A 13,638-nucleotide genomic window follows, 5' to 3' on the forward strand; every position below is an offset into this window, starting at 1 on the left:
GCAGTCATTGTTACGCCTCCGCTACATAACGCGCGCAGGCTGCTCCGGGCGCAAATATTTTCACGCCCGTGACGAATGAGCGTTATGGGCGGGGGATGGCCCAGATATCAGAACCCCGCACCGGCGACCGGATCGCAAAACTGCTCGCGCGTGCCGGCGTCGCCAGCCGCCGCGAAGTCGAACGGATGATCGCCGAAGGGCGCGTCGCGCTGAACGGCACGGTGCTCGATACGCCGGCGACGGTGCTGCGCTCGCTGCAGGGCGTCACCGTCGACGGACAGCCGGTGGCATTGCCCGAACCGACGCGGTTGTTCCTGTATCACAAGCCGACCGGGCTGCTGGTGACCGAGCGCGATCCGAAGGGGCGGACGACGATCTACGACCGCCTGCCGCGCGACCTGCCGCGGCTGGTGCCGGTCGGCCGGCTCGACCTCAACACCGAAGGGTTGCTGCTGCTCACCACCGATGGCGGGTTCAAGCGGCAGCTGGAGCTGCCCTCGACCGGGGTCGAGCGCAGCTATCGCGCCCGCGCCTATGGCAACGTCACGCAGCAGCAGCTGGAGGAACTGGCGGAGGGGGTCGAGATCGAGGGCATCCGCTACGGCTCGATCGATGCGAATATCGAGCGACGGACGGGCGCGAACGTCTGGATCGAGATCACCATCACCGAGGGCAAGAACCGCGAGGTGCGCCGCGTCCTCGAACACCTCGGACTGCAGGTCAGCCGCCTGATCCGCACCCGCTATGGCCCGTTCGTGCTCGGCGACCTGCCGGTGGGCGAGGTCGGCGAGGTCAAGCAGCATGAGGTGGTGGCGTTCCGCCGCACGCTGAAAGGCGGCGCGCCGGACGAGCCCGTCGTCGAGGCGCCGCGCGACGGCTTTCGCAGCGCGCCAACGGTGGATCGCACAGTGCGGGCGCGGACCCGCGCCGAACAGGCGCCCCGCCCGGTCACCCCCGCCCGCCCGGCGCGATCGCCGGAAGCCTTCAAGCCGCGCCGCGAACCGGAGCGGAGCGGCAGTCAGACGCCGCGGGCCGGCTTCCGCAGCGCCGCCACCACCGATCGCGCGGCGCGGACGCGCACCCGCCCCGATGCGGCGCCCGACACGCGGGAAACACGCGGACGCAGCGATATGGGACGAAAGGATGCGGGACGCAGCGATACGGGGCGGGGCGACGTCTCCGCCCGGCCCGAGCGTCAGGGCGGACGATCGAACCGTGACGGTGCCGCCCGGCGTGACGAGCGCGCCGCCCCGCCAGGCGGGCGCGCACCCCGCCGCGATGGACCGCCGGCGGATCGCCATGCGCCGCGGAGCGGTGGCGCCGGTGCCGCAGGTCCACGCACGCCCAAGCCCGGCGCGCGGCCGCCACGTCGCGACGGACCGCCGTCCGGCGGCACGCCACGGCCCTCCACGCCCGGTGGCCGCCCGCCGCGGGGGCGCCGCCCATGAGGGTAATCGCAGGCCAGTGGCGCGGCCGGCCGCTCGTCGCGCCCAAGGGCGACGCCACCCGTCCGACCGCGGACCGGACGCGCGAGGCGCTGTTTTCGATGCTGACCAGCCGGCTGGGCAGTTTCGAAGGACTCGCGGTCGCCGACCTGTTCGCCGGATCGGGCGCGCTTGGAATCGAGGCATTGTCACGCGGTGCGGGGTCGTGCCTGTTCGTCGAACAGGACGGCGCGGCGCTGGATGCGCTCAAGAGCAACCTCGCCAAATTGGGTACGCGCGGCGATGTGCGCGCAGGGTCGGTGATGGCGCTGGGGCCGGCGATCAAGCCGCTCGACCTCATCATGATGGATCCGCCCTACGGCACCGGCGCGGGGCTGGTCGCGCTCGACAAACTGGCACGGCTCGGCTGGACCTCGCCCGCAACCTGGGTGAGCATCGAGACCGCGAAGGCGGAGGAGGTCGCGCCGGCGGGCTTCACCATCGACGTCAGCCGCGTCCACGGCAAGGCCCGGCTGACGTTGCTCCGTCAGCTCTGACGCAACAGCGCCAGCCCGCCGAGGCTGAGCAGGCCGGCGCCGACGAGATATAGCCCGACCCAGCTCAATCCGTGCGGCGCGAGCGCCTCCGCCGCGAGCGGGGCGAGCGCGCCGCCGATGATCCCGCCGAGGTTGAAGGTCATCGAGACGCCGGTGTAGCGCACCCCGGCGGGAAACAGGCTCGGCAGCCAGCCGCCGAGCGGCCCGTAGGCGAAGCCCATCACGAACAGCGCGAAGGCGAGCCACAGGAAGATCACGACCAGCGACCCCGCGCCGAGCATCGGCCCCATCGCCAGCCCGGCGACGATACAGCCGAGGAAGCCGATCACCAGCATACGCCGCGCGCCGGTGCGGTCCGCCATGACGCTGGCGACGATCACTCCGGCGGCGAGGAACAGGATCGCCGCCAGTTCGACGCCGAGCATCGCCTGCCGGCCATAACCCAGCGTCTTGGTGCCGTAACCCAACGTGAAGGCGGTCGCGAGGTAGAAGAGCGCGAAACAGGCGACGACCCCGCCGGTGCCGGCGATCAGCGCGCGGCCGTGATGGCGGACCAGCGTCGCGATCGGCACCTTGGGCAGCGCCTCCGCCTCGGCCGCTTCGAGGAACACCGGCGTCTCGGTCAGCTTCAGCCGCACCCACAGGCCGAGCGCGACCAGCACCGCGCTGACCAGGAACGGCAGGCGCCAGCCCCAGTCGCGGAACTGCTGCTCGTCCAGCGCGAGGCCGAGGATCAGGAACAGGCCGTTGGCCATGATGAACCCGACCGGCGCGCCGAGCGGCGGGAACATGCCCCAGGTGTTGCGGCGGTGCGGCGGCGCATTCTCCACCGCGAGCAGCGCCGCACCGCCCCATTCGCCGCCGAGGCCGAGCCCCTGCCCCAGCCGCATCACGCAGAGCAGCAGCGGTGCGACCCAGCCGACCTGATCGTAGGTCGGCAGGAAGGCGATGGCGACGGTCGATCCGCCCATCAGCATCAGGCTGGCGACCAACGTCGACTTGCGCCCGACCCGGTCGCCGAAATGGCCGAAGACGATCGCACCGATCGGCCGCGCGACGAAGGCGAGGCCGAAGCTGGCGTAGCTCAGCATCTGTTGCGCGGTGCCGCTTTCCGCCGGGAAGAACAGCATGCCGAACACCAGCGCCGCGGCGGTGGCGTAGATGTAGAAATCGTAGAATTCGACCGCAGTGCCGACCAGACTGGCGGTCAGGATGCGGCGCGGGGAGGCTTTTGCGACGGGCTGAGTCATGATCGCCCGCTTAAGCGCGAAATAATCGCCTTGGGCAACAACAGTGAAATGTGTCCGCAACAAACCCTTCCTACATGGGGGTTGTCGCTGCTCCTCTCCCCCTGTGGGTAGCGACGTGCCGGTCGCCTCCCCTGTCGACCGGTCCTCCCTGAACTACGGGGCGGTCGCATCGCGGCTGCCCCGATTTTTCGTCGGGACGCTCTGCGGAGCGAAGAACAGGGGCGACCCGCATGGCAAGCCGCCCCTCCCCTCGTATCGGATCAGCGCGACAGGCTGGCCAGGCGCAACGCGCCGCCTTCGGTCCGCTTCGCGAGCTGGCGCCGGGCATCCTGACGCAGTTCCTCGGTGCAGCGCGCCGCATGCTGATACGCCTCGAGCGACGCACCACGCATCGTGCAGGCCCAGCGTGCGGCGCGACGCACGCGCGCGTCGAAAGCGGCACGGCCGGCCTCGGTGTCGAGGTCGAGGCCCTGATGCGAGACGCGGATGGTGAAGGTCTCGCGCTGCTCGGCCGCAACGGCGTTGGCCGACAGGCACGACAGGGCGAGCGCCGCCGCAGCGACGCGATGAAAGGTTTTCATGATGCACACTCCTGCGAATGATGGCCCGACGAGCCGGGCCCCGCCGCCGCGCCTCTGCCGGACGGGCTGTACGGGTGCCGTGTCTCACCGGCAGGAGCGCGCCTAGCCCCCTGTCGTTGCGCTGGCGCGACGATGGCAAGTCAGTGATGTGGCAGCGGGACGGGGCGGATCGGGCTTGCCCGAGCGCATGCCGTTCCCTACCTGTTCACCGGTGACCGATACCGCCACCCATCTGCAAGACCCGCCCTATCTCAAGGGGCTGAACCCGCCGCAGCGCGAGGCCGTGCTGACCACCGAAGGCCCGGTGCTGATGCTGGCCGGTGCCGGCACCGGCAAGACGGCGGCGCTGACCGCGCGGCTCGCGCATCTGTTGTGGACGCGCAAGGCGTGGCCGTCGGAGATCCTGAGCGTCACCTTCACCAACAAGGCCGCACGCGAGATGCGCGAGCGCGTCGGGCGGCTGGTCGGCGATGCGGTCGAGGGGATGCCGTGGCTCGGCACCTTCCATGCGATCGGCGCGAAGATGCTGCGCCGGCATGCCGAACTGGTCGGACTGCAGAGCAATTTTACCATCCTCGACACCGACGACCAGCTGCGCTTGCTCAAGCAGTTGATCGTGGCGGCGGATCTCGACGAGAAGCGCTTTCCGGCGCGCAGCCTCGCCGGTCTGATCGACGACTGGAAGAACAAGGGGCTGGTGCCCGCCGATATCGATGCGGGGGAAAGCGAACGCTATGCCAACGGCCGCGGCGGCGAGCTGTACGCGCAATATCAGGCGCGGCTGAAATCGCTCAACGCCTGCGATTTCGGCGACCTGCTGCTCCATATGCTGACCATCCTGAAGACTCACCCCGACGTGCTGCGGGTGTATCAGGAGCGGTTCCGATATATCATGGTCGACGAATATCAGGACACCAACGTCGTCCAGTATCTGTGGCTGCGGCTGCTCGCGCAGCAGCGCAAGAACATCGCCTGCGTCGGCGACGACGACCAGTCGATCTATTCGTGGCGCGGTGCGCAGGTCGAGAATATCCTGAAATTTGAAAAGGACTTCCCCGGCGCCACGGTCATCAAGCTCGAACAGAATTACCGCTCCACCCCGCATATCCTCGGCGCCGCCTCGGGGATGATCGCCAACAACGGCGGGCGGCTCGGCAAGACGCTGTGGACCGAGCTGGATGCGGGCGAGAAGGTGCGCGTGCTCGGCGTGTGGGACGGGCCGGAGGAAGCGCGCCGCGTCGGCGAGGAGATCGAGGCGCACCAGCGCAACGGCCGCAGCCTCGACGATGTCGCCATCCTCGTCCGCGCGCAGCACCAGACGCGCGAATTCGAGGACCGCTTCATCAACATCGGCATGCCGTACCGGATCGTCGGCGGCTATCGTTTCTACGAGCGCGCCGAAATCCGCGACGCGCTCGCCTATCTGCGCATCGTCAACCAGCCGTCGGACGACCTCGCCTTCGAACGGATCGTCAACGTGCCGAAGCGCGGCCTCGGCGACAAGGCGCTGGCCAAGATCCACCAGCTCGCCCGGATCGAGGGCGTGCCGCTGACGATCGCATCGGCGCGCATCCTCGACACCGACGAGTTGACGCCGCAGGCGCGCCGGGCGCTCGGCAATCTCGTCGGCGATATCGCGCGCTGGCGCGACATGGCGCGCGACCTGCCGCATGCCGAATTCGCCCGCCAGATGCTCGACGAGAGTGGCTATACCGCGATGTGGCAGGCCGAGAAATCGGTCGAGGCGGCGGGGCGGCTGGAGAATCTGTCCGAGCTGGTCCGCGCGATGGAGGAATATGAGTCGCTTGGCGCATTCCTCGAACACGTCAGCCTCGTCATGGACAAGGAGGGCGCGGCGCAGGACCCGCAGGTGACGATCATGACGATCCACGCCGCCAAGGGGCTGGAGTTCGACACGGTGTTCCTCGTCGGCTGGGAGGAAGGACTGTTCCCGTCACAGCGGTCGCTGGACGAGGGCGGCACCAAGAGCCTCGAGGAGGAGCGCCGGCTCGCCTATGTCGCGATCACCCGCGCGCGCCGGCGCGCGGTGATCCTGCACGCCGCGAATCGACGCATCTACGGGCAATGGACGTCGAGCATACCCAGCCGCTTCGTCGGCGAGCTGCCGCCCGAGCATATCGACAGCGACACGACCATGTCGGGCGGCGAGAGCCTGTGGCGGGCGAACTGGAGCGAGCGGGCGGACCCGTTCGCCAATGTCGCGCGCGGTTCCGGCCGCGGCCCGGGCTGGCAGCGTGCCGCCGGATCTGGATCGGGCTTCAGCACCGCGCCGACGCGGGTCGTCGAGAGCCGGTCGAGCGCGGTCAGCATCGGCAACAAGGGGCGCAGCGACCTGTCCGTGGGCCTGCGCGTCTTCCACCAGAAGTTCGGCTATGGCGCGATCGCCGAGATCGAGGGCAACAAGCTGGAGATCGATTTCGAGGCGGCCGGCCGCAAGCGGGTGATGGACAGCTTCGTCACCATCGGCTGACGCCCGCGGCCTTTCCCTCCCGCGTCAGCCCTGACGGCGTGGCCCTGCCGGTCGATGCGGTACGGACGCCGCGACGTCGCGGTGGGGGAAGGCGCTGCGATCGAGCGCCTCGCCGTATATTCTGGCAAGGCCGGCGTGCGCGGCCCGTGCCTCCGGGCATTTCGCCTCGCGCGCCTTGACCAGCGAGACCTGCTCGCGCGACAGCAAATAGTTGATGTCCATCACGGATTCCTCCGAATGTAAGCGAGGGCCCGGCCATGCAGGCCACCATCACGAGATGCTTACGGAACGATCGGGTGATGGGGCGACCATAACAGATTTCCTGCGGGCCGTCCCCCTGCCCTGGCCGGTCGTCCCGTCCTTCGGTGCGACGCCACCGCGGACCGTTCAGGAACCACCAACCTGCCTTCGGTGTATGACCATCGCAGGCCCGACTCAGCGGGCCGCTCCGAGGGTCATTTCAATGTTCAGGTCCCTGTCGCTTTCCGTCGCCGTCGCGGCGCTGCTCTGCGGCGGCGCGCCGGCGGTGGCGCAATCCGCTGCCGACGATGCGCGCTTTGCCGCCGCCCAGCAGCGCTTCGATGCCGAGCTCGCCCGCTATCGCGCGGAGTTCGACCGCTACCGGTCGGGCCGTGGCAGTGCCGGACCGGGCGGCTATCGCCAAGCGCCGGTGCCCAACGCCTATGACGACCCGCGCGATGCCGGCTATGCCGACGAGCGCGACGAGAATGGCTATGACGCGTCGCGCTACTATCGCTCCGGCGCGAATTATCGCGAACGCGTGCTGAGCAACGACGAGCGGGTCTATGCCGGCAATGACGGGCGCTATTATTGCAAACGCGGCGACGGCACCACCGGCCTGATCGTCGGCGGCGCGGCCGGCGGTATCCTGGGTAACGTCATCGACGGCGGGCGCAGCCGCATCGTCGGCACACTGCTAGGCGGCGCGGCGGGCGCCCTCGCCGGCAAGGCGGTCGACCAGAACCAGTCGCAGGTCCGCTGCCGCTGAACGCCGCGGCGCTGGTGACGGTCAGCCCTGCTCGACCGCCATCAGCGTCACGCCCTCGTACTTTTCAGCGGCCGGTTCGAACAGGGTGCTGGGCTTGAAGGCGCGCGCGGTCAACGTGGGATCACCCAGCCCGTCCAGCTTGAACGTGCCGAGTTTCTCCTCGCGCGGCGGTTTGCCGTCGCGTTCGACGGTGATCGCGTCGACGTAGATCTCGCCGTGGCGCGTGTAGAGGATGTGGGGGGCGATCGTCACCGTGCCCTTGTTGTAGGTGGCGGTGACGGCAAGCTGGCGGACGATCGCTTCGAACATCGTCGGCACCGGTCCGGTCGGCGCGACGGTCGCGGCTGGAGTGTCGGTCATGGCGTGCCCCTTAGCGAACCGTGCTGCGTTGCAGCAAGCACCGATTCGTCCGGGAAGCGTATCACATGGTCAGCGGTTCAGCTCGACCAGATGCTCGAACACATCCATTTCAAGCGGTTGCTTGAACTGACAGCCGGCGGAAAAATCGTCCGCCCATTTGACGTCGGCGACGACCGAGCCCGCGCCGGGCAGGGTCAGCCAGATCGTGCTGCCTTTGGCAAGGGCGCAATAGGTCTGGAGCCGGGCGCCGTGGATCGAGATGTCGACCACCTTGCAAAGCGTCCGGACGCCCTTGCCGATATGCGCATCCAACGAAACCGGCGCACGCGCGGAGCGGCGCCGGCCGTTGGTGTCTGCTGGTTCGAATTCCGCGGCGAACATGAGCCAAAGCCTAAATAGCGATGGTTAAGGCCTGGTATACGAACCAGCTCCGGTTCCGGAGTTCCGGACTGGATCAGCCCTTGCGCAGGGTCAGACCACCGCCGAAACGCTTGTTGAAGCGTGCGACCTGGCCACCGGCGTCCAGCAGCTGACCGCGACCACCGGTCCAGGCAGGGTGCGCCAGCGGATCGATGTCGAGCGTCATCGTGTCGCCTTCCTTGCCCCACGTGGAGCGAGTCTCGAACACGGTACCGTCGGTCATCTGGATCTTGATCATGTGGTAGTCGGGATGGGTATCTTTCTTCACGTCACACGCTCCTGAAACGGCTGGTTCCGACCAGCCTGGAAGAGAAGCGGCGCCCCTAACGGAGCGCCGCCGGATTGTCAAAGTCGGCCGCCGGTCACGCCTTGGGCGGGTCGGCGATCATCGCGGTGAAATTCGCCTCGGCCACCACCACGCCGTCGATCTTCGCGACGCCGGCGAACTTGCAGACGCTCGCGCGCTTCTGGACGAAGGTCGCCTCGAGCCGGAGCAGCACGCCGGGTTCGACCGGTTTGCGGAACTTCGCGCCGTCGATCGCCATGAAATAGACGAGCTTGCCCGACCCGGCGAGGCCGAGGCTCTCGACCGCGAGGATACCGGCCGCCTGCGCCAGCGCCTCGACGATTAGCACGCCCGGCATGATCGGCCGGCCGGGGAAATGGCCTTGGAAGAACTGCTCGTTGATCGTCACCGCCTTGATCGCCGCGATCGACCGGTCGAGGATCAACTCCTCGACGCGATCGACCAGCAGCATCGGGTAGCGATGCGGCAAGGCTGCCATGACCCGCCCGATATCGAGCGGGCCGAGAGTCCGTGGTGCGTCGTCGCTCACCCGGATAGCGCCTTAGCGGCCCTGCGGCGTCGCGCGCGGCGTCGCGGCGGGTGCCGCGGCCGGAGCAGCGGGCGTACCGGCAGTAGGTGCGGGCGCGCCGGCCTGCTGCCGGCGGGCGGCGTTCGCGTACACGAGCTGGCGATATTGCTGGAGCAGTTCGACGGTTTGCTGCTGCGGCTGCCAGTTCGCCGGCGGGGCGATCGGCACGCTCGGCGTGGTGCGATCGATCTCGGCGATGATGTCGCGGGTGATGTCGGTCGCCGGTGGCGCGAACTGGATCGCGTTCGGGGCGAGGACGATGCTGATCTTCTTGGCGGCGACGACGGCGCGCAGCGCGGGATCGTACTTGTTCACGATCTGCTCGAGCGCATAGGCCTGTGCCTTGATCGCCGGCCCCTGTGCGGCCTCGATGCCGGGCTGCGCCTTCTGCTGCGCGGCGCGGACCTGGTTGCCGATCGCGCTGTTCGGCGCTTCGGCGGCGGCGGCTTCGGCCTGGCTGACCTGACCGTCCTTGTTGGTGTCGAGCAGCGTGCGCAACTGCGTGTTCAGCGCGGTCTGCGCGGCGGCGGCCTGATCCAGCTGCGCCTTGTAGGTGGTCGAGATCTGCTGGTTGGCGGCATCGAACGCCTTTGCGCTGAAGATCGCCGCATCGGCCTGTGCCGTCGCGATCCCGGCGGTCTGTGCCGATGCCGTGCCGGCGAGCAAAGCGACGGAAGCGACGGCGATCGCCGACGCGCAAGTCTTGGTGATGGTCTTCATTAGAACTGCGTCCCTACGTTGAAGGTAATGAGCTTGGGGTCGTCGCCCTTCTGCTTGACCAGCGCCTTGGCGAGATCGATGCGGAGCGGGCCGAACGGCGAATTCCAGTTGACGCCGACACCGATGCTGACGCGCGGCGTGGCGCTGGAGCCGTAATAGGTTTCTTTGAACGGTGAGATCGGCGTGTCGTAGCCGATGACGTTGGTTGTGTCGCCGGCGCAGGCGCCGCCAGCCGTCGCCGAATAGCCGATCGCGCAGGTCGTCGGCGCACCTGCGTTGGTGGCGGCGTTGGTCGGCACGTAATAGATCTGACGGCCGGACGAATCGGTCAGCAGGCGCTGGATCGGCAGCACGGTGACGTTGCCGGCCGCATCGGTGATCGTCGGGAAGTTGGCGGTCGGACGCGGCCGCGTCAGCGCGAACAGGCTGCCCGCCTGGAGGTAGACCGACGGACGCAGGCCAAGCTCGCGCGCGCCGGCACCCAGCGGAATCTCGAGTTCGGCACGGACGAGGTAATAGGCACGGCCACCGAGCGCATCGTCGACCAGCTGGTCGCGATCGGTGACCAGCACCTGCTTGCCGGTCGTCGGGTCCGCCTGGTAATATTGCCGCTGCACGCGCGGACCGATGCCGCGGATGTCGAAGCCGCGGAACTGCGGCTCGCCGAGGTAGAAACGGTCGGTGATGCGGATCTTGTCGACGCCTTCGGGCCGCGCGCCCTCGAGCGAGTGGATATAGCCCGCCTCGCCGACCAGCGAGCCGATGAAGCCCGAGCCGACGTTGACGAACTTCGACCCCTCCAAACGGGTGCGGATGTACTTCACGTCGCCGCCGAGCCCGGCGAAGTCCTGGCTGAAGCTCAGGCGCTGGCCCGCGGTCGGACGCAGACGGCTGTTGAGGCTGTCGTAGATCAGCGAATAGCCCGCCGACGACGTCCAACGATTGCCGATCGCCTCGCAGAGATAGCGGCCGGCCTTGAGGATGTCGCACTGACCGCCGGTGTAATAGGTGCCCTCGTCGAGCCCGACCTCGTCATAGGACAGGCCGTAGCGGCCGGCGAGCGACCAATATTCGGTCAGCGGCACGCCGGTACGGACCTGGAAGCCGGTCGACACCTGCGAATAGGTGGTGCGGCGGTCGGTGCCGATATAGTTGAAGGAGTTGAAGTCGCGGCGGAACACGTCGACGCCGATCGCGACGTTCTTGTCGAACAGATAGGGCTCGGTGAAACCCAGCTCGATCGACTTCGAATAGGTCGAATAGTTGACACCCGCACGCAGGACCTGGCCCTTGCCGCGGAAATTGTTCTGCGTGATGTTCGCCTGGATGATGAAGCGTTCGAGGCTGGAATAGCCGACCGACAGCTGCAATTCGCCGGTGCTCTTTTCCTCGAGATTGGTTTCGAGGACGATGCGATCGGGAGCGGAACCGGGGTTCTGCTTGATCTCCATTTTGTCCTGGAAGAACCCGAGGCTGTTGATGCGATCCTGCGAACGCTTGACCTGGAAGCTGTTGAACGCGTCGCCCTCGGCGAGACGGATCTCGCGGCGGACGACCTTGTCCTGCGTCTGGGTGTTGCCGTTGATGTCGATCCGCTCGACATAGGTGCGCTGCGCCTGCGCGATGTGGAAATTCATCCCCATCGTCAGCGTCTCGGGATCGCGCTGGAAGTCCGGCGATACGTCGGTGAAGGCATAGCCGAACAGGCCGGCCGATTCGCTCAGCTGGTCGACCGAATCCTCGACCAGCTTGGCGTTGTACCATTCGCCCTTCTTGATCGGCAGCGACGAGGCCAGCTTCTTGTTGTCGAAGTCGCGAATCTCGCTGTCGACGGTGACGTCGCCGAACTTGTAGCGCTTACCCTCCTCGACGACATAGGTGATGATGAAGTCGCGCTTGTCCGGCGTCAGCTCGGCGACCGCGCTGGTGACGCGGAAATCAGCATAGCCCTGCGTCAGGTAGAACTGGCGCAGCTTCTGCTGGTCGTAGTTTAGGCGGTCCTGATCGTAGGAGGTGTTGGACGAGAGCAGGCGGAACCAGCGTGATTCCTTGGTGACCATCTCGCCGCGCAGCTTGCCGTCGTTGAACACCTCGTTGCCGATGATGTTGATCTGACGGACCTTGGACTTCGGCCCCTCGGTGATCTCGAACACCACGTCGACGCGGTTCTGGTCGAGGCTGACCATCTTGGGGCTGATGACCGCGGCGAAGCGGCCCTGGCGGCGGTAGAGTTCGATGATCCGCGACACGTCCTGACGGACCGCGGTGCGCGTGAAGATCTGACGCGGCGCGAGCTTGATCTCCTTGGTGATCTTGTCGCTCTTGAGCGCCTTGTTCCCTTCGAGGATGACGCGGTTGATGATCGGGTTCTCGCGGATGCGCAGCACGATGTCGCCGGTTTCGACGCCGGAGATCGAGAAATCGACGAACAGGTCCGACGCCTGCAGGTCCTTCAGCGCCTGATCGAGCGTTTCCGCGGTATAAGGGATGCCGACACGCAACTTTGTGTAGGACAGAACCGTTTCCGGTTCGATGCGCTGCGACCCTTCGACGCGGAGCGTCTTGATCGTGCGCGCCGGGGCGGGCGTCGCGGCCGGCGCCGCGGGCGTCGGAGTCGCAGCGGGCGCGGGTGCAGGCGCCGTCTGGGCCAGAGCGGGCACGCCCGACAACATGGTGCCGGCGAGCAGCGCGGCGCCCTTCGCCACGAACATGGAACTCTTCATCGCTGTCACTCAACCCACCCCAAATACGTCAGGATACCCAATATGCACCGGGAGACGCAGAAACCTGCCCTGCCCCAACCCGGTCAGCCGATCAACCCGGCCAGCCGCTGCCACAGGCCCACGGCGCTCAAATCGTTGAAGGTCACGACCAGCATCAGCGTCAGCACGAGCGCCAGTCCGCCGCGGAACGCCCATTCCTGCACCCTGGGTTCGAGGGGGCGGCGGCGGATCGCCTCGATCGCATAGAAGAACAAATGACCGCCATCCAGCATGGGTACTGGCAGCAGGTTGATGAACCCCAGATTGATCGACAGCATCGCGACCAGCCAGACGAAGGCGGACAGGCCCAGCGCCATCTGTTCGCCGCTGATCTTGGCGATGCGGATCGGACCGCCGAGTTCATCGATCGAGCGGCGGCCGCTGATGATCTGGCCGAGCGTCTCCAGCGTGCCGGCGATGATCTCGCCGGTCATGCACACGCCGGCAGCAGGGGCGGCGGCGAGGCCGACCGGCGCCAGCACGGGATCGCCGCTGCCGATGCCGATACGGCCGATGCGATAGTCGTTGCCGAAGCGATCGCGCTGGCGGATTACGCCGATCGCGAGCGGGCGATCGCTGGTGACGCCGCCGCGCTCGACGCGCACCGTCGCCTGCTGGCCCGGCCGGATCAGCGCATAGCGCGCGATATCGGAGAAGGTGTCGATCGTACGGCCGTCGATGGCGACGATGCGGTCGCCCGGTTGCAGGCCGGCCTTCTCGCCCGGTCCGCCCGCGATCACCGTGCCGACCACCGCCGGCGTGCGATCGACGCCATAGGTATGCGCGAAGCCGGCGAGGATGAGGACGGCGAGGATCAGGTTGATCGCCGGGCCGGCGCCGACGATGATCGCGCGCTGCCACAGCGGCTTGGCCTGGAAGGTCTGCGCGCGCTCGGCGGCGGGCAGCGCCAGCCATGCCGCGTCGGGCTGGCTCGCCGGGTTCATGTCGCCGGCGAAGCGGACATAGCCGCCCAGCGGTAGCCAGCCGAACTTCCAGCGGGTGCCGCGACGGTCGGTGAAGCCCGCGATCTCGCGGCCGAAGCCGATCGAGAAGGCCTCGGCCTTCACGCCGAACAGCCGGCCGGCGAGATAATGGCCCATTTCATGGATGAAGACGAGCGGGCCGATCGCGCAGAGGAACGCGAGGATCGCCATCGGAACGCCGGGGGACTGGATCAAGCTACGCAATC

Annotated in this window: 14 protein-coding genes; 4 read left to right on the top strand and 10 right to left on the bottom strand. The window is 67.7% G+C overall.

The genetic code is table 11. The features are described 5' to 3' along the window. The first annotated feature begins 95 nt into the window (after positions 1-95). Both B2515_RS08240 and rsmD read left to right on the top strand, forming a co-directional pair. Positions 96-1,448 (top strand): pseudouridine synthase, encoded by a 1,353-nt coding sequence (locus B2515_RS08240; protein WP_293875641.1) that lies wholly within the window; start codon positions 96-98, stop codon positions 1,446-1,448. Beyond that, positions 1,445-1,981: a 16S rRNA (guanine(966)-N(2))-methyltransferase RsmD gene (gene rsmD, locus B2515_RS08245; protein WP_293875643.1), complete on the top strand. Its 537-nt coding sequence runs from the start codon at positions 1,445-1,447 to the stop codon at positions 1,979-1,981. Before B2515_RS08240 ends, rsmD begins: the two co-directional genes overlap by 4 nt. Here the strand turns inward: rsmD and B2515_RS08250 are convergent. Together B2515_RS08250 and B2515_RS08255 are read right to left on the bottom strand one after the other, a co-directional pair. Beyond that, positions 1,972-3,231, bottom strand: coding sequence for an MFS transporter (locus B2515_RS08250; protein ID WP_293875645.1), 1,260 nt, complete (start codon positions 3,229-3,231; stop codon positions 1,972-1,974). The two genes, rsmD and B2515_RS08250, sit on opposite strands and share 10 nt — an antisense overlap. Before the next feature lie 260 nt (positions 3,232-3,491). Continuing rightward, entirely contained in the window at positions 3,492-3,812 is a 321-nt protein-coding gene (locus B2515_RS08255) for a UrcA family protein (protein ID WP_293875647.1), read from the bottom strand. Positions 3,813-3,999: 187 nt separating this feature from the next. Here B2515_RS08255 and B2515_RS08260 point away from each other — a divergent pair, with 187 nt between their 5' ends. Continuing rightward, on the top strand, positions 4,000-6,303 hold the full coding sequence (locus tag B2515_RS08260) for an ATP-dependent helicase (RefSeq protein ID WP_293875649.1): 2,304 nt from the start codon (positions 4,000-4,002) through the stop codon (positions 6,301-6,303). A gap of 24 nt (positions 6,304-6,327) precedes the next feature. On the opposite strand, the gene B2515_RS08265 is transcribed toward B2515_RS08260, so the two are convergent. Next, on the bottom strand, positions 6,328-6,525 hold the full coding sequence (locus B2515_RS08265) for a hypothetical protein (protein WP_293875651.1): 198 nt from the start codon (positions 6,523-6,525) through the stop codon (positions 6,328-6,330). Between the two features lie 241 nt (positions 6,526-6,766). Between B2515_RS08265 and B2515_RS08270 the strand changes: the two genes are divergently transcribed. Then, positions 6,767-7,312, top strand: a complete 546-nt coding sequence (locus B2515_RS08270) for a glycine zipper 2TM domain-containing protein (protein ID WP_293875653.1) — start codon at positions 6,767-6,769, stop codon at positions 7,310-7,312. A gap of 21 nt (positions 7,313-7,333) precedes the next feature. Here B2515_RS08270 and B2515_RS08275 read toward each other — a convergent pair whose 3' ends face one another. The 7 genes from B2515_RS08275 to rseP form a co-directional block, all read right to left on the bottom strand. Beyond that, on the bottom strand, positions 7,334-7,672 hold the full coding sequence (locus B2515_RS08275) for a hypothetical protein (protein WP_293875655.1): 339 nt from the start codon (positions 7,670-7,672) through the stop codon (positions 7,334-7,336). A gap of 69 nt (positions 7,673-7,741) precedes the next feature. Beyond that, on the bottom strand, positions 7,742-8,053 hold the full coding sequence (locus tag B2515_RS08280; RefSeq protein WP_293875657.1) for a PilZ domain-containing protein: 312 nt from the start codon (positions 8,051-8,053) through the stop codon (positions 7,742-7,744). Positions 8,054-8,126: 73 nt separating this feature from the next. Further along, on the bottom strand, positions 8,127-8,360 hold the full coding sequence (rpmE, locus tag B2515_RS08285; RefSeq protein WP_293875659.1) for a 50S ribosomal protein L31: 234 nt from the start codon (positions 8,358-8,360) through the stop codon (positions 8,127-8,129). Between the two features lie 94 nt (positions 8,361-8,454). Then, complete coding sequence (fabZ, locus tag B2515_RS08290) at positions 8,455-8,928, bottom strand: 3-hydroxyacyl-ACP dehydratase FabZ (RefSeq protein WP_293875661.1); 474 nt, start codon at positions 8,926-8,928, stop codon at positions 8,455-8,457. 12 nt (positions 8,929-8,940) lie between these two features. Further along, the gene (locus B2515_RS08295; RefSeq protein ID WP_293875663.1) at positions 8,941-9,687 is read right to left on the bottom strand and encodes an OmpH family outer membrane protein; all 747 of its coding nucleotides are present in this window, start codon (positions 9,685-9,687) and stop codon (positions 8,941-8,943) included. Further along, positions 9,687-12,410, bottom strand: a complete 2,724-nt coding sequence (bamA, locus tag B2515_RS08300; protein ID WP_293875665.1) for an outer membrane protein assembly factor BamA — start codon at positions 12,408-12,410, stop codon at positions 9,687-9,689. The genes B2515_RS08295 and bamA overlap by 1 nt, the downstream gene beginning before the upstream one ends. An 83-nt stretch (positions 12,411-12,493) precedes the next feature. After that, positions 12,494-13,627 carry an RIP metalloprotease RseP gene (rseP, locus tag B2515_RS08305; protein WP_293875667.1) on the bottom strand — a complete coding sequence of 378 codons (1,134 nt, stop codon included), beginning with the start codon at positions 13,625-13,627 and terminating at the stop codon, positions 12,494-12,496. Between the last annotated feature and the right edge of the window lie 11 nt (positions 13,628-13,638).

Source organism: Sphingomonas sp. UBA978, assembly GCF_002292295.1.
Taxonomy (GTDB): Bacteria; Pseudomonadota; Alphaproteobacteria; order Sphingomonadales; family Sphingomonadaceae; genus Sphingomonas.